The sequence below is a fragment of the Nocardiopsis sp. MT53 genome, from assembly GCF_019598965.1.
Taxonomy (GTDB): domain Bacteria; phylum Actinomycetota; class Actinomycetes; order Streptosporangiales; family Streptosporangiaceae; genus Nocardiopsis; species Nocardiopsis changdeensis.
In genome coordinates this window covers 5,054,683-5,074,959 of the sequence record NZ_CP080599.1, presented here as the reverse complement: position 1 = coordinate 5,074,959, position 20,277 = coordinate 5,054,683, and the positions used below count along the sequence as shown (strand labels likewise).

Annotated in this window: 12 protein-coding genes; 8 read left to right on the top strand and 4 right to left on the bottom strand. The window is 75.4% G+C overall.

What is annotated here, in order from left to right:
* Nucleotides 1–35: 35 nt before the first annotated feature.
* On the bottom strand, nucleotides 36–6,563 hold the full coding sequence (locus tag K1J57_RS22375) for a non-ribosomal peptide synthetase (RefSeq protein WP_255646504.1): 6,528 nt from the start codon (nucleotides 6,561–6,563) through the stop codon (nucleotides 36–38).
* A 166-nt stretch (nucleotides 6,564–6,729) separates the two neighbouring features.
* On the opposite strand from K1J57_RS22375, the gene K1J57_RS22370 reads away from it, so the two are divergent.
* Nucleotides 6,730–8,337, top strand: a complete 1,608-nt coding sequence (locus K1J57_RS22370) for a (2,3-dihydroxybenzoyl)adenylate synthase (protein WP_220560569.1) — start codon at nucleotides 6,730–6,732, stop codon at nucleotides 8,335–8,337.
* A 41-nt stretch (nucleotides 8,338–8,378) separates the two neighbouring features.
* Here the strand turns inward: K1J57_RS22370 and K1J57_RS22365 are convergent, their stop codons facing one another.
* From K1J57_RS22365 to K1J57_RS22355, 3 genes are read right to left on the bottom strand one after another with little or no spacing between them, the layout of a single operon-like run.
* A complete protein-coding gene (locus tag K1J57_RS22365) occupies nucleotides 8,379–9,017 on the bottom strand; it encodes an isochorismatase family protein (RefSeq protein ID WP_277615510.1) in 639 nt (212 codons plus the stop codon).
* A gap of 40 nt (nucleotides 9,018–9,057) precedes the next feature.
* Nucleotides 9,058–9,807: a 2,3-dihydro-2,3-dihydroxybenzoate dehydrogenase gene (locus K1J57_RS22360; RefSeq protein ID WP_255646503.1), complete on the bottom strand. Its 750-nt coding sequence runs from the start codon at nucleotides 9,805–9,807 to the stop codon at nucleotides 9,058–9,060.
* Nucleotides 9,808–9,820: 13 nt separating this feature from the next.
* Nucleotides 9,821–10,213, bottom strand: a complete 393-nt coding sequence (locus K1J57_RS22355; RefSeq protein WP_220560568.1) for a Fur family transcriptional regulator — start codon at nucleotides 10,211–10,213, stop codon at nucleotides 9,821–9,823.
* A 335-nt stretch (nucleotides 10,214–10,548) separates the two neighbouring features.
* On the opposite strand from K1J57_RS22355, the gene K1J57_RS22350 reads away from it, so the two are divergent.
* The 7 genes from K1J57_RS22350 (at nucleotide 10,549) to K1J57_RS22320 (ending at nucleotide 20,246) form a co-directional block, all read left to right on the top strand.
* Nucleotides 10,549–11,289, top strand: coding sequence for a trans-aconitate 2-methyltransferase (locus K1J57_RS22350; RefSeq protein WP_220560566.1), 741 nt, complete (start codon nucleotides 10,549–10,551; stop codon nucleotides 11,287–11,289).
* 208 nt (nucleotides 11,290–11,497) lie between these two features.
* Complete coding sequence (locus tag K1J57_RS22345; RefSeq protein WP_220560564.1) at nucleotides 11,498–14,341, top strand: BTAD domain-containing putative transcriptional regulator; 2,844 nt, start codon at nucleotides 11,498–11,500, stop codon at nucleotides 14,339–14,341.
* A gap of 239 nt (nucleotides 14,342–14,580) precedes the next feature.
* Entirely contained in the window at nucleotides 14,581–15,408 is an 828-nt protein-coding gene (locus tag K1J57_RS22340) for a MurR/RpiR family transcriptional regulator (protein ID WP_220560562.1), read from the top strand.
* Nucleotides 15,409–15,491: 83 nt separating this feature from the next.
* A complete protein-coding gene (locus tag K1J57_RS22335; protein ID WP_220560561.1) occupies nucleotides 15,492–16,658 on the top strand; it encodes an ABC transporter substrate-binding protein in 1,167 nt (388 codons plus the stop codon).
* 32 nt (nucleotides 16,659–16,690) lie between these two features.
* Nucleotides 16,691–18,469: an iron ABC transporter permease gene (locus K1J57_RS22330; RefSeq protein WP_220560560.1), complete on the top strand. Its 1,779-nt coding sequence runs from the start codon at nucleotides 16,691–16,693 to the stop codon at nucleotides 18,467–18,469.
* A gap of 38 nt (nucleotides 18,470–18,507) precedes the next feature.
* On the top strand, nucleotides 18,508–19,614 hold the full coding sequence (locus tag K1J57_RS22325; protein WP_255646502.1) for an ABC transporter ATP-binding protein: 1,107 nt from the start codon (nucleotides 18,508–18,510) through the stop codon (nucleotides 19,612–19,614).
* The gene (locus K1J57_RS22320) at nucleotides 19,614–20,246 is read left to right on the top strand and encodes a histidine phosphatase family protein (protein ID WP_255647227.1); all 633 of its coding nucleotides are present in this window, start codon (nucleotides 19,614–19,616) and stop codon (nucleotides 20,244–20,246) included. The genes K1J57_RS22325 and K1J57_RS22320 overlap by 1 nt, the downstream gene beginning before the upstream one ends.
* The last annotated feature ends 31 nt before the right edge of the window (nucleotides 20,247–20,277 follow it).

Genomic DNA, 20,277 nt, shown 5'->3' with positions numbered 1-20,277 from the left:
CCGGGGACGCGGTCCCCGGTCGGGTGGGGGCGGGGTCAGATGACGCCGGTCTGCACGTCGCCCGGCTCGGCGGCGCGGACCCGGTCGGCGAGTGCGGCGAGGGTGGGGACGGCCAGGAAGTCGCGGGTGGAGACCTCCCCGGCCGTCTCCCGGCGCAGGGTGGTGATCATGCGGATGGCCAGGAGGCTGCTGCCGCCCAGGGCGAAGAAGTTGGCCTCCCGGTCCCGGACCGGAACGCCGAGCACCTCCTCCCACAGGCGGGCGATCCGCTTCTCGGTGTGGTCGGCGGGCGGTGCGCCCGGGGCCGGGGCGTCGCGTTCGGCCAGGGCCGCCAGCGCGGCGGCGTCGACCTTGCCGTTGGGCGTGAGCGGGATGTCGTCCAGGACGCGGAGGGTGCCGGGGACCGCGTGGGCGGGCAGCCACCGGGCCAGGTGGGCGGTGAGGTCGCCGTGGGAGGGTGTGCGGCCCTCGGCGACCACGAAGGCGGTGAGCCTCCGGGAGACGCGGTCCCCCACCGCCACCACGGCCGCCCGGCGCACCGCCGGGTGGTCCTCGAGCGCGGCCTCGACCTCGCCGGGTTCGAGCCGGTGGCCGCCGACCTTGACCTGGCGGTCGGTGCGGCCCAGGAACTCCAGCAGGCCCTCGGAGCGGTACCGGCCCAGGTCGCCGGTGCGGTACCACCGCTCTCCGCCGGCGGTGACGAACCGGGCGGCGGTGCGCTCGGGGTCGCCCCGGTACCCGCGGGCCACCCCGGCGCCGCCGATCCACAGCTCCCCCGGCACCCAGTCGGGGCAGTCGCGGCCGTGGGGGTCCACGACCCGGTAGCGCTGGTTGCGCAGCGGGGTGCCGTAGGGGACCGAGGGCCAGCCCCGGGGGGCGTGCCCGCCGTCGAAGGCGTTGGACCAGATGGACGCCTCGGTGGCGCCGCCCAGGGCGACCAGGTGGGTGCGGCCGCCGTTGGCGGTGCGCAGCCGCCGGGACAGGTCGGTGCCGACCCAGTCGCCGGAGACCAGGGCCAGGCGCAGGGAGCGGGGAGGGCCGGCGTCCTCGGCCGCCAGGAGCAGCATGTCCAGCAGTGCGGGCACGGTGTTCCACACCGTCACCCGGTGCTCGGCGCACAGCTCCAGCCACCGCCGGGCGTCCCTGCGCTCCTCCTCCTGCGGGACGACCAGGGCCCCGCCCGCGCCGAGCAGTCCGAACACGTCGTAGACCGAGAGGTCGAAGTCGAGGGCCGACAGGGCCAGGACCCGGTCGCCGGGGCCGACGCGGTAGCGGTCGTTGATCTCCGCGACGGTGTTCAGGGCCGCCCCGTGGGTGATCTCCACCCCCTTGGGGTCGCCAGTGGACCCCGAGGTGAAGACGACGTAGGCGGTCGCCCCCGGCGCGGTGGGCAGGGGGGCGTCCAGCGGGGCGGCCCCCACCAGGTCGGCGACCTCCACGGAGTGCTCCGCGGCCTCGTCGCTCCCGATCGTCAGGACCGTGCGCGCGGCGGCGTGCACGCGTGCGCGGCGCAGCGGGGGCTGCCCCGTGCCGACGGGCACGTACGCGGCGCCGGCCGCCAGCACCCCCAGCACTGCGCAGACCTGGTCGGCGCCCTTGGGCAGGTGGACGCCGACGGCGTCCCCGGGGCGCACGCCGCGCGCGCGGAGCCCGGCCCCGATCCGCAGGGCGCGCTCGGCGGTCTCGGCGTGGGTGAGGACGCCGTCGGCGGTGATGAGGGCGGGGTCGCCGGCCCGGTCGCGGGCGCCGGAGAAGAAGGCGTCGTGGAGCGCTCCCCGGGGGCGGGGGCCGGCGGTGTCGTTCATGGAGGCCCGGACCCGGGCCTGGGCGGTGGGCAGCGGGTCGGCCACCAGCTCCGGCCAGGCCCGCGCCCCGCCGCGGGCCAGGCCGCGGAGCAGGTCCAGGTAGGCGGCGAACATGCCGTCCAGGACGCCGGGGCGGAACAGCTCCTCCACCGCGTCCCAGTACACGTCGAGGCCGCCCTCGCGTTCGAGGACCTGGTTGTCCAGGTGGACCTGCGGGGACTGGGACAGCCCCCGGACCCGGGCGGGGAACCGCGGCGACAGGTCCAGGGAGACGCCGTCCCCCACGCCCACGGAGCCGGTGAACACCACGGGCACCCCGGCCTGGGCGGTGCCGTCGCGGCGGGTCAGCTCCCGCAGGACCTCCTCGGCGGAGACCTCGCGGTGGTCCAGGTCCCGCCCCAGCCTGCGCTGGAGCGCGCGGGCGGCGGCCAGCGGGTCCTGGCCCGGTTCGCGCTGGTAGGAGGTCAGGGCCAGGGAGGTGAAGTCGCCCAGGACCCGGTCGATGTGGGGGTGCGCGTCGCGCCGGTCGAACAGGGTGAGGGTGAGGCTGAGGGCGGTCCGGCCGCTCCAGGCGGAGAGGACCTCGCCGTAGCAGGCCAGGAGCAGGGTCGAGGGGGTGATCCCCGAGGACCGGGCCAGTCCGGCCAGCGCACGCCACTCGGCGGGTGACAGGTGGTCGGCGCGGCGGGTGAACCGGGGCCGACGGATCCGCGCGGGGTCGGCGGCCAGGGGCAGGTCCGGGGCGGGGGGCAGGTCGCGCACCCGCTCCCGCCAGTAGTCGCGGGCCCGCTCCCGCCGCGCCGGGTCGTCGGGGACGCCGGTGACGTAGTCGCGGAAGGTGACGTCCACCGGTTCCAGGGCCGCGTCGGGGTCGCGGTACAGCAGGTCCAGCTCGGTGTAGAGGGTCATGATGCTGAGGGCGTCCAGGACGAGGTAGTCCAGGCCGACGCCCAGGCGCACCCGCTCGGCCCCGTCCCGGGTGTAGCGCAGCGCGCGGATGTCGAACAGCGGCCAGCGGGCGGGGTCCAGGACCCGGTGGGACATGGTCTCGAAGAAGGCGTCGAGCGCGGGGCCCGGGTCGCCCGGCCCGGCCTCCTCCACCGGGATGCGCACCGGGGAGACCTCGGGCAGGACTCGCTGGTCGCCGTCCTCGCCGAACACGGCGCGGAGCATGTCGTGGCGGGCGACGAGCCGGTCCAGCGCGCGTTCCAGGCGCTCCAGGTCCACGTCGGCGCCGTCGAACTCGGTGTAGTGGTAGGTGCCCACACCGCCCAGGGTGAACGCGGGGTCGCGGCCGGTGAGGTAGGCCCGCTGCACCCCGGTCGGGGGGAAGGGCTCGTACCGGGAGGCGGGGTCGTGCCCGATGGCCGGCCGCCGGTCCGCCTCCCCCTTCTCCGGCAGGGAGGCGGCGAAGTCGGACAGGACCGGGTGGACGAACAGGTCGGTGACGCCCGCGGCGGCGTAGCCGCGCGCCCGCAGCTCCGCCACCAGCCGGGTGGCGAGCAGGGAGTCGCCGCCCAGGGCGAAGAAGGAAGAGGTGCGGGACACGGACTCCACGCCCAGCAGGTCGGACCACAGTCCGGCCACCTCGCGCTCGCGCTCCCCCCGGGGCGGGGCGCCCGGTCCCGGGGGGCCGGCGACGCGGTCGCGCAGCAGGCGCGCCAGCGCGGCGCGGTCGGGTTTGCCGTTGGGGGTGAGCGGGATCTCCGGGACGGCCTCCAGGACGGCGGGGACCATGGTCGCGGGCAGCAGGGCCCGCAGGTGACCGTCGAGGTCCGCGGGGCCGTCGCCCGCGCCGGTCCCGAGGGCGGGGACGACGGCGGCGGCGAGCACGGGGGCCGGGCCGGGCAGGACGAGGGCGACGGCGGCCGCGACCCCGGGGTGCGCGGTCAGGGCGGCCTCTACCTCTCCGGTCTCGATGCGCACCCCGTTGACCTTGACCTGGTGGTCCAGGCGGCCGAGGAACTCCAGGGACCCGTCGGGCAGGTGGCGGGCGCCGTCGCCGGTGCGGTACCAGCGCCGCCCGTCGGCGTGCACGAACCGGTCGGCGGTGGTGGCCGGGGCGCCCCGGTAGCCGCGGGCCAGTCCGGCTCCCCCCACCCAGAGCTCGCCGGGCACCAGGTCGGGGCGGTCGCGCCCCTGGGTGTCGACGACCCGGCAGTGCACGCCGGGCAGCGGGCGGCCCCACGGGACGTGGCTCCAGGAGGGGTCGGGCTCGCCGACCTCCAGCAGGGTGGAGTGGACGGCGGCCTCGGTCATCCCGCCCAGCGCCAGGAAGCGGCTCCCCGGGGCGACCGCGCGCAGCCGCCCGGGCAGGTCGGTGCCGACGCGGTCGCCGCCGAGCAGGACCGCGCGCAGCGGCGGGGCCGCCGCCAGGCCGGACTCGACGGCGGTCAGCAGCATGTCGAGCAGGGTGGGCACGCAGTTGAGGAGGGTGACCCCGGCGCGCTCGGCCGCGTCCGCCCACCCGGCGGCGTCGCGGCGGTCGCCGGAGTCCACCAGGACGGCGGCTCCCCCCGCCGACAGCGGGGCGAAGAGGTCGAAGACGGACATGTCGAAGTCGATCTCGGCGAGGGCCAGGGTGCGGTCGCCGGGCCCGGTGTCGAGGAGGGCGTTGAGGACGTCGACGGTGTGCGCGGCGGCCCGGTGGGGCACCTCCACGCCCTTGGGGGCGCCGGTCGACCCCGAGGTGAAGAGCACGTAGGCGGGGGCGTCGGGTGCCGTCGGCCGGAGCCCGGCGACCGGGCCGGACAGGGCCTGGGCGAGGGTGAGCGCAGGCGGGTCGGCGTCGGCGAGGACGGCCGGGTCGTCCGAGAGCAGCAGCGCGGGGGCGCCCCGCTCCAGGATCGCGCGCCTGCGGGCGGGGGGCTGGTGGCCGCCCACCGGCAGGTAGGCGCAGCCCGCGGCGAGGATCCCCAGCAGCGCGGCGACCTGGTCGGCGCCCCGGGGCAGGCACAGGGCGACGGCCTCCCCCGCCGGGGCGGTGTCGGCGACCGCTCCAGCGATGCGCAGGGCGCGCTCGGCCAGCTCCCCGTAGGTGGTCTCCTTCCCATCGGGGGCGACGAGGGCCACGGCACCGGGCGCGGTGCGGGCGTGTTCGAAGAACCGCTCGTGGAGGGTGCGCGGCGCGGGGGCGGGCAGATCGGCGGCCGGGACGGCGCGGGTGCCGTCGAGCGCGGCGGGGACGCGCGGCCGGAAGGGGCGCGTCCACGCCCCGGGATCGTCGATGAGGGATTCCACCAGGTCGCGGTAGGCGTCGAAGGCCGCCTCGGCGGTGCCGGGGGCGAACGCGTGCTCCCGCAGGTCCCAGTTGAGCAGCAGGCCGCCGTCCAGCTCGGTGACCTGGGCGTCCAGCCACACCTGGGGGCCCTGGGAGATGATGTGAACGGGGGTGCCGAAAGTGTTCTGGACGGCCTCGCCGAACAGCGGTCCCAGGCCGATCGCGCTGGTGTAGACGACGGGCATCGGCGTCATCGCGCCGCCGTCGAGGCGGGCCAGGTCGCGCAGCACCTCCACACCGCCGTAGGCGCCGTGGTCCACCGCGGCGTGCAGGTCGTGCCGGACGGTGCGGGCCCGGTCGGCGAAGGGCACCGCCTCGGAGGTGTCGACGGACAGCAGCACCGAGCCGCTGAAGTCGCCGATCAGCCGGTCCACGTCGGGGTGCAGCGGCGCCCGGTCGAAGAGCGGCAGGTTGAGGGTGAAGGCGGGCGAGGCGCTCCAGGCGCCGAGCACCTCGGCGAAGGCGGCGGCCAGGGCCGCCGCCGGGGTGACCCCGGCGGCGCGGGCCCGGTCGGACAGCGCCCGGGTGCGCTCCGGGGTGAGCCGGTGGTGCAGGCGGGTGGACCTGGCCAGGGGGGAGCCGGCGGGGGTGGGCCGGGAGGCGTCGGCCACCGCGGGGAGCCCGGGTGCCGGGGGCAGGTCGCGCAGGCGTTCGTGCCACCAGGCCCGGGCCCGGTCGACGGCACCGGTGTCGCGGGCGCGGCGGTCGGCCAGGTAGCGGGCGAAGTCGTAGTCCAGCGGGGGCAGGTCGCGGCCCTCGTAGGCGGCCAGGAGGTCGTCGAGCAGGACGCGCAGGCTGAGCGCGTCGGCCACGATCATGTCCAGGTCCACGTGCAGGCGGGTGCGGCCGTCCGGCAGCAGCGACAGCGCGACGTCCAGGACGTGCCCGGCGGCCACGTCCATGCGCCGGTGGGTGTTCTCCTCCCGCAGGCGGTCGAGGGTGCGCTCGATCTCGTCGGGGGCGGCCGCGCGCAGGTCGTGGACGGTGGGACCGGTCCCCGCCCCGGCGGGGGCGATGCGCTGGAGACCGTCGCCGTCGAACCGGGCGCGGAGCATGGGGTGGCGGTCGACGACGGCGTCCAGCGCGGCGGCGAGCCGGCCAGGGTCGACGCCGCGGCCGTCGAACTCGGTGTAGAAGTGCGCGGCGACGCCGCCCAGGGGCTGCTCGTCCCCGCGGCCGACCCAGTAGGCGTGCTGCATGGTCGCCATCGGGAAGGGGGTGCCATCGGCGGCGGGGGCCGCCGGGGCCGGGGCGGGGGCCGCGTCCGCGGTGGGCTCCGCCCGCTCCAGCAGGGCGGTCCAGGCGCTCACCGTCGGCGCGGTGGCCAGGTCCTCGAAGGTGACGTCGCGCCCCTCCTCGCGCCACCGCCCGACGAGGCGGATGAGGCCCAGGGAGTCGAGCCCGTGGTCGAAGAGGTCGTCGGTGTCGGTGAAGCCGTCCGTCCCCAGGATCCGCGCCACCTGATCCCGCACGATCACACAGGCCTCCTCAGCACCGCGGTGTGACACGACACCCCACCCCTCCATGGCCGTTCTCGACACGATCGACAATAATGAAAACCGTTTTCATTGTCGATATGTCCCTGTATAGCACCTTCGGTCGCCTCGAGTCGACCCCCGAACCCCACGAGCCAAGGGAGACCACATGACGCAGGACTGGCCGCGCCCGTCCGAGGAGGAGATCCGCTCCTACCGCGAACAGGGCTTTCGCGAGGACCGGACGCTGTCGCGGCTGCTGAGGGAGCGGGCCGCCGCCCGTCCGGGGGCCACCGCCCTCGTCTCACGGTCCGGACGGCTCACCTACGCCGAACTCGACGCCCGGGTGGACCGGCTCGCCCTCGGCCTGGCCGGGCTGCCGATCCACCCGGGCGAACGCGTCCTGGTGCGCCTGCCCAACCGCGAGGAGTACGTCCTCACCCTGTTCGCCCTGCTGCGCATCGGCGCGGTCCCGGTCCTGGCCCTGCCCTCCCTGGGCCCCGCTGAGGTGGAGTCGCTGGCCCGGACCGCCGACGCGTGCGCGCTCGTGGTCGCCGACCGGCACGGCCGCTCCGACCCGCGCGCCGAGGCCGCCCGCATGGCCGAGCGGCTGCCCGGGCTGCGCCACGTCCTCGTCGCGGGCGATCCCGGCGACGTCCCCGCCCGCTCCCTGGAGTCCCTGCTCGCACCGCGGGCCGCCCCCCTGGACGAGGCCGCCGACCCCGAGGACCTGGCCCTGCTCCTGCTGTCCGGGGGGACCACGGGCACCCCCAAGCTGATCCCCCGCACCCACGCCGACTACGGCTACAACGCCCGCGCCTCCGCCGAGGCGTGCGGGGTGGACTCCGGCACCGTCTACCTGGCGGTCCTGCCGGCGGCGCACAACTTCACCATGGTCTCCCCGGGCATCGTGGGCGTGCTGGGCGCCGGGGGCACCGTGGTCCTGTGCCCCGACCCCAGTCCCACGACGGCCTTCGGCCTCATCGAACGCGAGGGCGTCACCCTCACCTCGCTCGTGCCCGCCCTCGTGCCCTCCTGGCTGGACGAGGCCCGCCGCACCCGCGCCGACCTGTCCTCGCTGCGGGTGCTCCAGGTCGGCGGCTCCCGCCTGGACGACGCCACCGCCCGCAGGATCGGCCCGGAGCTGGGGTGCCACCTCCAGCAGGTGTTCGGCATGGCCGAGGGCCTGAACAACTACACCCCCCTGGACGCCCCGGACGACGTCGTGTGCGGCACCCAGGGCAGGCCGCTCTCCCCCGCCGACGAGGTCCTCGTCGTGGACGAGGACGGCGCCACGGTCCCCGACGGCGCCCCCGGCGAACTGCTCACCCGCGGCCCCTACACCCTGCGCGGCTACTACCGGGCACGCGAGCTCGACGCGCTGCGCTTCACCCCGGACGGCTTCTACCGCACCGGCGACCTGGTCACCCGGACCCCCGCCGGGGACCTGGTGGTGGTGGGCCGGGTCAAGGACCAGGTCAACCGGGCCGGCGAGAAGATCGCCGCGGTCGAGGTGGAGGAGCACCTGCTCGCCGTGCCCGGCGTCCGGGCGGCCGCGGTCGTGGGGCTGCCCGACCCCCACCTCGGGGAGCGCTCGGTGGCGTTCCTCGTCACGGAGGGCCCTGTGCCCTCCCGGGAGGAGGTGCGCGCGGCGATGCTGGGGCGCGGGGCGGCCCCGTTCAAGGTCCCCGACGAGGTGCGCGGCATCGGCGCGCTGCCCCTCACCGGGGTCGGCAAGGTCGACAAGAAGCGGCTGCGCGCGCACGGGGGCGCGTGACCTCCGGGGCGGGCGGCGCGGGCCGCCCGCCCCGGGCGCGCTCAGGCGGCCAGCGCGGCCAGGACCTGCTTCGCGGTCACCACGCCGGCGCACCGGCGTGCCGCGTAGGACAGGGCCATCGCGTGGTCGTCGGCGGAGAAGTCGGCGACCGCGTCGGCCGCGATGAACGTCCGGATGTCGCGCATGAAGGCGTCGCAGGCGGTCATCAGCACCCCGATGTGGGCGTACACGCCGCAGACGACGAGCTGGTCCCGGCCCGACCTGCGGAGCAGCCCCTCCAGGTCCGTGCGGACGAAGGCGCTGTACCGCCACTTCGTGAGGTGCAGGTCCCCCCGCTCCGCGTCGAAGGGGACCACGAGGCCGGTGTGCGCCGGGTCGTCGCGCAACCCCTCGCCCCACAGGTCCCGCAGCAGGCCCCGGTCGTCCGGTCTCTGCGCGCCGGGCTGGGCGGTGTAGACCCGGGGGACCCCGCGTTCCACGCAGGCCTCGCGGAGCAGGGCGATGTTGGAGAGCAGCTCGGGCACCGGCTCGGCGCCCTCGTCGAACGCGCCGAGGAAGTACCGCTGCATGTCGTGGACCAGCAGGACGCACCGGTCGGGGTCGAGCGCCCAGTCCATCCGGGGCTCGGGCAGGTCGGACTCGGCGGGCATCGGGTAGGAGGTGATGGCGGGCAGGGACACGGCTTTCTCCGGCCTCTCGTCTTCGGTCACGGGGGCGGTGTCAGGAGCCGAGTCCGGCTCCGCCGTCCACGCGCAGGTCGTGCATGGTGATGTGGGAGGCCTCGGGCGAGCAGAGGAAGGCGACGGCGTCGGCGACGTCCTCCGGCCGGGCCGGCCGCCCCAGGGGGATCCCCACCCGGAACTGCCCGGGCACGCCGGCCACCGCGGGGTGGGTCCCCTCCCAGCCGCCCCAGCGGGCGCTGCTCATCTCGGTGTCGGTCGCCCCGGGGGACACCGCGTTGCACCGGACCCCGTGCGGGGCCAGCTCCAGGCCGAGGCAGCGGGTGAAGTGGGCGGCCGCCGCCTTGGAGGCCGCGTACGCGGCCATGCCCGTGCGGGGCACCGTCCCGGCGTCCGATCCGACCGTGACGATCGCGCCCCGGCCGCGCGGCGCCATCCTCCGGGCGGCGGCGCGGCAGACGTGGAAGGCGCCCAGGGCGTTGACGTCGAAGACCGCCCGCCAGTCCTGCGAGGAGAACTCCGTGACGGGGCCCCAGCGCAGGATCCCGGCGACGTTGACGAGGACGTCCAGGGGCCCCTGGTCGCGTTCGACCGCGTCCACGAGGGCGTCGACGGCGGCCTCGTCGGTGACGTCGACCGCGTGGCCGGTGACGGGGAGACCGGAGCGGGAGAGCCCGGCGGCGAGCCTGCGGGCGGTGGGGCCGGCCACGTCCGCGGCGGCCACCCGGTGCCCCGCCCCGGCGAGGCGGCGGACCACGGCGCTCCCGATGCCGCCGGCCGCCCCGGTCACGAGGGCCGAGGGTTCACGCGCAGTCAGGGCACACCCCCGCGAACTCCAGCGAGTAGGCGAGCCCGGTGAAACCGGTCAGCCGCTCGACCCGGGTGAGCACCGTGCGCAGCTCCCGCGCGTGCGGGACCTCCTGCGCGCGCCCGCAGACGCGGCAGAGCAGGTGGTGGTGGGAGGACGTGGCGCACCGGCGGTAGAGGCGCTCGCCGTCCTCGGAGTGGATGGTGTCGACCTCGCCCTCCCTCGCCAGCCGGTGCAGGGTCCGGTACACGGTGGACAGGCTGGGCGGGCGCTGCGGGCCGCCGCGGGCGTCCGCGATCAGGGCGTGGACCTCCTGGCAGCTGCGGAACCGGTCGCCCCGCCGCAGCGCGGCCAGGACCTCGCCGTCGTACCTGGACCCCGCACCCATGTCACCGGGCCCCCGGCCGGGCGGAGCGCCGGGACCGGCCGGCGGCGCGGGCGGGGCGCGGGTCGGGGGACGGGGGGCTGTTCACATGTGCTCCTCGGGGGCGGGGGTCCGGTCACCGCTCCTCGACGGGACGGATCGGGCGGGTGCGGGGAGGCGGACGGCCGACGGACCGGACCGGGATCTCGAGGAGTGGACAGCGGCCGCCCGCCCATGACAGGTTATGATAACCGTTTTCATTTTGGCAAGACGGGATCCGCCCGCACCGGACCCCCGACCCCCGGGCGGCGTACGCCGGCGGGGCTCCCGTCTCTCCGCGACCCGTGGGAGAAGCACCCGTGACCGACTACGACGACCCCTACCGGATCTCCGGCCGCTACCTGGACATCATGATCCGCACCTGGTGGGACCACCACGCACAGACCGTCGCCGCGGCCCTGCGCGAACTGCCCCCCGGCTCCGGGCCCGTCGTGGACGCGGGCGCGGGCGGCGGACAGGGCACCCGCCTCATCGCCCGCACCCTGCCCGCGACCCCCGTCCTGGCCGTGGAACCCTCCCCCGTCCTGGCCGCGGTCCTGCTCTCCCGCGTCGCCGACGACCCCGGCCTGCGGGAGCGGGTCACCGTGGACACCGACGACCTGCTCGCCGCCCACCTGCCCGAACGCATCGGCGGCATGGTCATGGCCAACCTCATCGGCCACTTCGGCCCCCACGAACGCGACCGCCTCTGGGAGGACCTGGCCCCGCGCCTGGCACCGGGCGCCTTCGTCCTGCTCAACCTGCCCGCACCCACCGAACCCCGGCCGGTGGAACAATCCCCGATGAGCGAGGTGCGCGTGGGCGAACGCGCCTACGTCGGCTGGGCACGCGCCGAACCCGCCGGCCCCGAACGCCTCACCTGGCACATGACCTACCAGACCCGCCACGGCGACCGCGTCCTGTCCTCCGACGAGGTCCACTACGACTGGTGGACCGTCTCCGAGACCGCCCTGCGCGCCGAGACCGCACCCCACGGCCTGACCGCCACCCCCCACGGCCCCGCCGAAGCCGGCCTGTACAAGATCCTGCGGCAGGGCTGAAGCTCATGCGGGCGGCGACGGCCCCGGTGGGCGGCGGTCCACCGCCGTCCCGCCCCCCGGTCCCCCTCCGGAAAGCCCGGCCGGGGCTGCCGGGAACGCGGCTTCCGGAACGGGCTTCGGAGAGTAAACTCCTGGGACCCCAGGTATCGCTGTGCTCCCGCGTACCGGACCCGCAGGCGTCCCCTTTCTCTCCAGCCCGGGAGTGGCGTTGACGGTCGAGATCTCCGTACTCGGCGACATCCAGACGCGGATCGACGGGCGCGCCGTCGACCTGGGACACGGGCGGCGGCAGTCCGTGTTCGTCGGACTGCTGGCCGATGTCAACCGCACGGTCCCGGTGGACCGGCTCATCGACCGGGTCTGGGGGCACGTGCCGCCCGACGGGGCGCGGTCCTCGCTCTACAGCTACGTCTCCCGGCTGCGCACCGCCCTGTCCGCGGCCGGGGACGACGCGGCGGTCGGCCGCCGCCCGGGCGGCTACGTCCTCTCCCTGAGCCGGGACGCCCTCGACACCGTCGACCTGCACCGCTTCCGCCGGCTCGCCGCCCGGGCGCGGGACGCCCCGACCGAGCACGCCTCCCTGCCCCTCCTGGAGGAGGCGCTCGCCCTGTGGCGGGCCGACGCCTTCGGCACCCTGGACGGCCCCTGGGTCAACGAGTTCCGGGAGAGCCTGCGATTGGAGCGCCTGCGGGCGGAACTGGACCGCAACGAGCTGCTGCTGCGCCAGGGCAGGCAGGCCGAACGCCTCGGCGACCTGCTCTCCCTGGCCCGGGCGCACCCGCTCGACGAACGGCTGATCGGCCAGCTCATGCTCGCGCTGTACCGGGAGGGGCGGGCCGCGCAGGCGCTGGAGCACTACGACCGCATCCGCGGCGCGCTGTCCGAAGAACTGGGCGCCGACCCCGGGGCCGAACTCCGGGACCTCCACCTGAAGATCCTCAACACCGACCCGGCACTGGACGCCCCGTCCCCGGCGGCGGCCCTCTCCGCCGTCCGTTCGTCCTCTGCGGTGGAGCCCCCTCCCGTCCCCCTGCCGAGCCAGCTCCCCGCGCCGCCGCCGCTGCTGGCGGGCCGCGGCAGGGAACTCGCCGCGCTCGACACCGCCCGGACACCGGGCGCGGCACCGGTCACCGTGATCTCCGGCCTCGGAGGCGTCGGCAAGACCTCGCTGGCCCTGCGGTGGGCGCACGACAACCTCGACCGGTTCCCCGACGGCCAGCTCTACGTGAACCTGCACGGCTCCTCCCCCAGCACCTCCGCCACCGGGCCGGAGTCCGCGGTCCACGACTTCCTCATCGCCCTCGGAATGGACAAGAAGGCCATCCCCGACAGCACCGAGGCACAGGTCGGCCTGTACCGCAGCCTCCTGGCCGGCAAGCGGATGCTGATCCTGCTCGACAACGCACGCGACGCCGAGCAGGTGCGCCCCCTGATCCCCGGCTCCCCCTCGTGCATCGTCCTGGTCACCAGCCGCAACCGGCTCAGCGGCCTGGTCGCCACCGAGGGGGCCCGCTCCGTCGGGCTGGGCCCGCTCACCCCGGCCGAAGCCCGTCGGCTGCTCGCCGCCCGGATCGGAGAGCGCCGTACGGCGGCGGAACCCGAGGCCGTGGAGTCCATCATCTCCGGCTGCGGACGTTTCCCCCTGGCCCTGGCCGTCGCCGCGGCCCGCGCCGCGGGCGACGCGCACCTGCCGCTCGCCGAACTCGCCTCCGAACTGCGGGAGGCGGAGACTCGGCTGGACGCCCTGGACACCGGCGATCTGAACACCTCCCTGCGCGGTGTCCTGGACACCTCCCACCGGGCGCTGCCCGGCGCGGCGGCACGCCTGCTCGGCCTGCTCAGCCTGCTCCCGGGACAGGACATCGGGCTGACCGCCGTCGCGGCGCTGTCCGGGCACACGCCCTCGCGCACCCGGACCCTGCTGCGCACCCTGGAGGCGGCCCACCTCGTCCAACAGCCGGTGCCCGGGCGCTACGATCTGCACGACCTCGTCCGCCTGCACGGCGGGGAGAGGGCCGAGGAGGACCTGTCGGAGGAGGACCGCAGCGAGGCACTGCGGTCGTTGGTGGACTTCCACGTCCACACCGCGGCCACCGCGAACCACCTCTTGGGCCCGCATGAGATCCCCTCGTCCGTCGCGGAGAGGGAGCCGTCCGGCGGACACCCCCTCGCGCTCCGGCTGGCGAGCGATGGCGAGGCCATGGAATGGTTCACCACGGAACGCTCCCGGCTCCTCGCGGTGATCCGGCTCGCCTCGGACCTGGGCCTGCACCGCCAGGCCTGGCGGTTGTGCTGGGACGCGCACCTGTACTTCCGACGCACCGGCCGTGTCGAGGACTTCATCGGGCTCAGCCGCACCGGCCTCGACGCCGCTTCCCGGCTGGACGACGGAAGCGCCCCGTCGCTGAAGGCCCTGATGCAGAGGACCCTGGCCTCCACCATGCTCATGGCCGGCCGGCCCGGTGAGGAGCCCCTCCGGCTCCTCGCGGACTCCCTCGGCCATTTCGAGGACATCGGCGACCTGCTCAACCAGGGGCACACGCACCAGGTGCTCCTGCTGGCCGCGCTCCTCGACGGGGACAGGGAGGCGTCGCTGGAGCACGGGGAGAAGTCCCTGGAGCTGTATCGGAGTGTCGGCAACACGCTGTGGGTGTGCGGAGCCCTCAACAACCTGGGCTGGGTCCTGGCTGCCTCGTTCGGCGAGTACGAACGCGCCCTCGCATGCTGCCGGGAGTCGCTGGAGGGATCGCGGGCACTCGGCTACAGAGCGGGTGAGGCGGCCTCCCTGGACAGCCTCGGCAACATCGCCGTGCTGTCCGGCCGCCACTCCGAGGCCATCGAGCACTACCACCAGGCGATCCGGGTCTACCGGGCCCTGAAGGACGCCTTCGAGGAGGCGAACACGCTCAGCGGTATCGCCGAGGCCCACCACGCCCTCGGCGAGACGGAGGCCGCCCGCGGGGCCTGGCTGCGGGCCCTGGACCTCTACCGCATCCAGCACCGGACGGAACAGGTGCGGGAGACCGAGGAGAGGCTCCGCGCCTCGTCCTGACCCCTCGGTGACGCGCCGGGCGGGCGCGGGAGGGTGCGGCCACCGCGATCGCCCCGGCCCGGGACGAGGCGCCTCCGAGACCGGACCGCACCGGCTCCTGCGGCAGGGCCCGGCCGCGTCCGCCGCAGGGCGTTGACCAGGGGAAGCGCGCCCGTCCGGAGGGTGACGGACCGATGAAACGCAAGTAAAGTTGCAGAGATTCCTATCTCTGCAATTAAAGTTGCTGTAGCGTGACGGCCATGACCTTCCCCGAGCGTGTGAACGAGTACCGCGACCGACTGACCAGGTCCGACCGCGTGCTCCTCGACGAGATCCTCGCCCACCCGGCGGAGGCTCCGTTCTGGCGCGGCGGCGACGTCGCCCGGCGCGCCGGGGTCCACGCGGCCGCCGCCACCCGCCTGGCGCAGCGACTGGGCTACCAGGGGTACCCGGAGCTGCGGGACGACCTGCGCAAGGACCGCGAGGACCGCCTCAACGGGGCCGGGGACCGCTTCCGGGAGGAGCTCCGCGAGCCGGGGCTCGTCCTGGACACGCTCCTGGCCACGGAGCTGGAATCGCTGTCCGCGGTCGTCAGGCACGTGGACCAGTCGCAGATCGACGGCGTCGCCGACCTCCTGGCCGGCGCCCGGACGGTCTACCTCTTCGCCCGGGGCAACGCGGCCGTCCTGGCCGAACTCCTCGACGGCCGCCTGCGCCGGTTCGGGATGCGGTCGGTCAACCTCACCGGGCCCGGCCGCGAGGTCGCCGAACGCCTCCTCGCGATGTCGGAGTCCGACGCCGTCGTCTCCTTCGCCTTCCGCCGCGCCCCGCGCAACCTCACCGACCTGTACGCCCACGCGACCGCCGTCGGCGCCCGCTCCGTGCTCGTCACGGACACCCTGCACACCCTCGACCCCGCCCCGACCACCGTGCTGTCCGCCCCGCGCGGGCACCAGGAGGGCTTCTCCTCCCTCAGCGTCCCGATGCTGATCGCGAACGCCATCGTGCTCACCATCGCCCGGCGGCACCCGGACGCCGTCCTGCCCGCACTCGACCGCCTGGACGGCCTGCTCGCGGACTTCGACTGACCGCACGGTCCGAAGCCCCGGCACGGCGGCAGCGCCGTCCCCCACCCCTCCACCAGCGCGCCCGCCGACACCGAGGAACCGTCATGCGCTTGTCAGGAATGCTCTCCGCCCCCGTCGCCCTCTCCCTCGCCGCGGCCCTCACCGCCTGCGGCGGCGGCACCCCCCAGACCCCCGCCGCCGACGCGGCCGCCGAACCCCACGAACTCGACGACGCCACCCACGAGGAGCTCGTGGAACTGGCCACGGAGGAGGGGTCGGTCACCGTCTACTCCTTCACCTCCCGCATCGCCTCCGTGGAGGAGGCGTTCGAGGCGCAGTACCCCGGGATCGACCTGATCGGCCACGACATCGCCTCCTCCGAGCAGATCACCCGGCTGCGGTCGGAGTCGCAGGCCGGGTCCCCCTCCGCGGACGTCGCCTACATCTCCGACGCGCCGGTGGTCGTCACCGAGCTCGTCGCGGGCGGCATCCTGCGGAACTACGTCCCGCCGCGCCTGGCCGAGACCGTCCCCCAGGAGTACCGGGAGCCGCTGCTGGCCAACCGGCTCTCGACCAAGATCCTCATGTACAACGAGGAGGCCCACCCCGACGGCAGCCCGGTCCGGAACCTGTGGCAGCTCACCGAGGAGGAGTGGAACGGCAGGGTCGTCATGGTCGACCCCTCCGTTCGCGGCGACTACCTGGACCTCATGGCGGAGATCGTCCACCGGTCCGACGAGATGGCCCAGGCGCACCGGGAGCACTTCGGGACCGAGGTCGTCCTCGACGAGGGCGTCGAGAACGCCGGGCAGCAGTTCATCAAGGACCTGTACGCCAACGGGCTGGTCCTGGTCGACGACACCGACAACGTCAACCAGGCGGTGGGCGCCACCGGCCAGGACGACCCGCCGGTCGGCATCACCTCGTACTCCGACCGCCGGGACAACGAGGAGGAGGGCTGGGCCCTCCAGGCGTCCCTGGGCACCGTCCCGTCGCCGGGCATCACCTTCCCCGCCTACATCGGCATGGTGAACGGCGCCCGGAACCCGGCCGCCGCGCGGCTGGTCGCGGACTTCCTCATGGGCGACGGCTCCGAGACCGGCGGCCCCGCCTACGAGCCGTTCTACGTCCCCGGCGACTACCCCGTGCGCACCGACATGGCCGAGCCCGCGGACGCGGCCCCCCTGGAGGAGCTGGGCGCCTGGGACATCGTCCCGGAGGAGACCGCGCAGATCCGCGACGGCGTGGCCGACTTCCTGCTCACCCTGTGAGCCACCCGCCAGCGCAGCGACGAAAGGACGCCATGCCGACGGCACCCTCCCCCCGGCGCACCGCGGCCGGCCGCGCGGCGGCCCGCGCCCGGTCCGCCCTCACCCGGCCCACCGCGGTGCTGGGGGCCTGCACACTGCTCGTCCTGGCCGTCCTCGTGGTGGCGCCGCTCGCCGGGCTGGTCAACACGACCCTCACCCAGGACGGGCGCGGGGCGTGGACCGACGTCTTCGCCAGCCCGATGTCGGAGAACCTCCTGTGGCGGCCGATGGGCAACTCGATCCTCGTGGGCGCGGCCACCGCCGTCGGCTCCACGGTGATCGGCGGATTCCTCGCCTGGGTGGTCGTGATGACCCGCATCCCCGGGCGGGGCGTCCTCGGCCTGCTGGCGACGATCCCGTTCGCGCTGCCGAGCTTCGCCCTGGCGCTGGCCTGGGAGTCGGTGTTCCGCAACGACCTGATCGGCGGCTCCGCCGGCATCCTGACGAACCTCGGGGTCGCCGTCCCGGACTGGCTGGCCTGGGGGCCCGTGCCGGTCGCGGCGACCCTGACGGCCCACTACTTCTCCCTGTCGTTCATGCTCATCGCCGCCGCCCTGGCGAGCGTCAACGGGGACCTGATGGAGGCCGCCGAGCTGACGGGGGCCTCCACCCTGCGCGTGGCCCGCGACATCGCCCTGCCCGTCGTGGCCCCGGCGATGGTGTCCGGCGCGCTGCTGGCCTTCGCCGAGGGGGTCTCCAACTTCGTCACCCCGGCGCTCCTGGGGCTGCCGGTCCGGTTCCACACGCTCTCGACCCGGCTGTACGGGGCGATCTCCACCGGCGACGTCGTGCGCGGCTACGTGCTGTCGATCGTGCTCATCCTCGTGGCCGCGATGATCATGTACGCCTCGACGCGCCTCACCGGGGGCCGGCGGAGCTTCGCGACGATCACCGGCAAGGGCGGCCGCCGCCGCAGCGTCGACCTCGGTCCGTGGACCCGGCCGACGGCCGCGCTCGCCTGGCTGGTGGTCGTGTGCACCACCGTCGTCCCCGGCGCGGTGCTCGTGCTGAGCTCCCTGACCCGGCGCACCAACGACTTCGCCTCCGGGTTCACCCTCCACTACTGGATCGGTGCCTCCGACCCGGCGTTCGCGCAGGGGCTGCCGGGGATCCTCGGCAACCCGCAGATCCTCCAGGCGACCTGGAACACGGTGCTCCTGGGGGTGTGCGTGGCGGTCGGCGCCGGCGTCCTGGGGCTGCTCGTCTCCTACGCCGTCACCCGTTCCGGCGGCACCGGATGGCTGCCCCCGACCCTGGGCGTCGTCTCCTTCGTGCCGTTCCTCATCCCCGGCATCGCGCTCGGGGCGGCGTTCATCGCGCAGTTCGGGGCGCCCATCGGGCCGTTCCCGAGCCTGTACGGGACCTTCGCGATCCTGGTGCTGGCCGGGATCGCCGCGACGATCCCCTTCGCGGTGCGGTCGGGCACCTCGGCGCTGAGCCAGGTGTCCCGGGACGTGGAGGAGGCGGCGGTGATGGCCGGGGCCGGCCTGTTCCGCCGGATCGGCGCCGTCATCGCGCCGCTGACCGCCCGCGGCCTGTTCACCGGCGGGGTGCTGGTGTTCGTCCAGATGGTGCGCGACCTGTCCCTGGTCGTGCTGCTGGCGACCCCGGCGATGCCGGTCCTGGCCGTCCTGACCTACCAGTACTCCTCGGAGAACTTCACCCAGCTCGCCAACGCGGTCACCGTCGTCATCGCGGTGATCTCGGTCGGGGCGACCGTCCTCGCCCGGCGCCTCGAAGGCGCCGCCCAACCCTGGAACCCGAACCCATGACCTCCACGACGGACCACCGACGGGCGGAAAGGACCGGCATGAGACCCGGAGCACCCGCTGCCTCCCTGACCATCACCGACCTGCGCAAGGACTTCGGCGGCACCGCGGCCGTCGACGGCATCTCGATCGACGTCCCCGCGGGCTCCTTCCTCGTCCTGCTCGGCCCCTCCGGGTGCGGGAAGACGACGACCCTGCGGATGCTCGCGGGGCTGGAGGACCCCACCGGGGGCGAGATCCGGTTCGGCGACCGCGTCATCGCCCGGGGCGGCGGCCCGGCCGTGGCCCCCAGCGAGCGCGAGGCCGGGCTGGTCTTCCAGTCGTACGCGCTGTGGCCGCACAAGACGGTGCGGCAGAACGTCGAATGGCCGCTGGTCGTGGCCAAGTGGCCGCGGGCCGACCGGCGGGCCCGCGCCGAGCGGGTGCTGTCGATGCTGGCGATCACCGACCTCGCCGACCGCTACCCGGGGGAGATCAGCGGCGGCCAGCAGCAGCGGGTCGCGATCGCCCGCATGATCGCGCCGCAGCCCCGGGTCCTGCTCTTCGACGAGCCGCTGTCCAACCTCGACGCGCGGCTGCGGGTCGAGACCCGGGGGGAGCTGATGCGCATCCACCGCTCCACCGGCGCGACGAGCGTCTACGTCACCCACGACCAGGTGGAGGCGATGACCATGGCCACGCACATCGCGCTCATGAGGGACGGCCGCGTCGAGCAGTTCGGCACGCCGCGGGAACTGCTGGAGGCGCCGCGCACGCCGTTCGCCGCGACGTTCGTGGGCACTCCCCCGGCCAACATCATCGGATGCCGGGTGGAGGGCGGGCGGCTGCGGGCGTACGGCGTCGACTGCGGGCCCGCCCCCGACGGCGTCACGGGCGGGGCCGTGCAGGCCATGTACCGGGCGGGCTCGCTCGCGCCGGCCGCCGAGCCGGGGCCCGGGTGCCTGCCGGCGACGTTCGCCGACCAGGTGCCGATGGCCGACCGGTGGGTACTGGGCGCGGACCTCGACGACGGGACCCGGCTGCACCTCTCCCGGGACACCCCGGTGGACCTGCGGCCCGGCGACCGGCTCGGGGTGCGCCTGCCCGAGAGGGCGGACGCGTACTTCGACGCCGCGGACGGGCGCCCGGCGGCCGGGGCCGCCCGGTGATGCGGCTGGTCCTGGTCCGCCACGGCGAGACCGAGTGGAACGAGGAACGGCGTCTCCAGGGGCAGCAGGACATCGGGCTGTCCGCCACCGGGCGGCGACAGGTCGCCGCGCTGGCGGAGACGGTCGGGTACCTGGCGCCGGGGTACGTCGTCACCTCGGGGCTGCGCCGCACGCGCGAGACCGCCGAGGTGCTGGGCGTCCGCCCGGACGCGTGCGACCCCCGGCTGAACGAGGCGTACCTGGCCGGCTGGGAGGGGCGGTACTCGGCGGAGATCAAGGAGGAGGGCGGCGGCGTGTACGCCGCGTGGCGCGCGGGCCGCTACCACCCGCCCGGGGCCGAGAGCTTCGGCGCGCTCACCGAGCGGGTGGTCGCGGGGATCGACGCCGCCGTGCGCGACGCCGCGGCCCGGGGACACGAGCTGTTCATGGCGGTCACCCACGGCGGACCGGCCCGGGCCCTGCTCACGGCCGCCGTCGGACTCGACCCGGCCCGCACGGTACCGAGCCATCCGGCCAGCCTCAGCATCGTGGACGTCGACCCCGGGGCGGCCTCCCTCACCGAGCCGGGGGCGGCCAGGCTGCGGCTGTTCAACTACGCCCCGGCCCTGTCCCCGCTGGACCCGCCGGACTGACGCCGCGCCGGGCCCCGGGAAAACCCGTGGA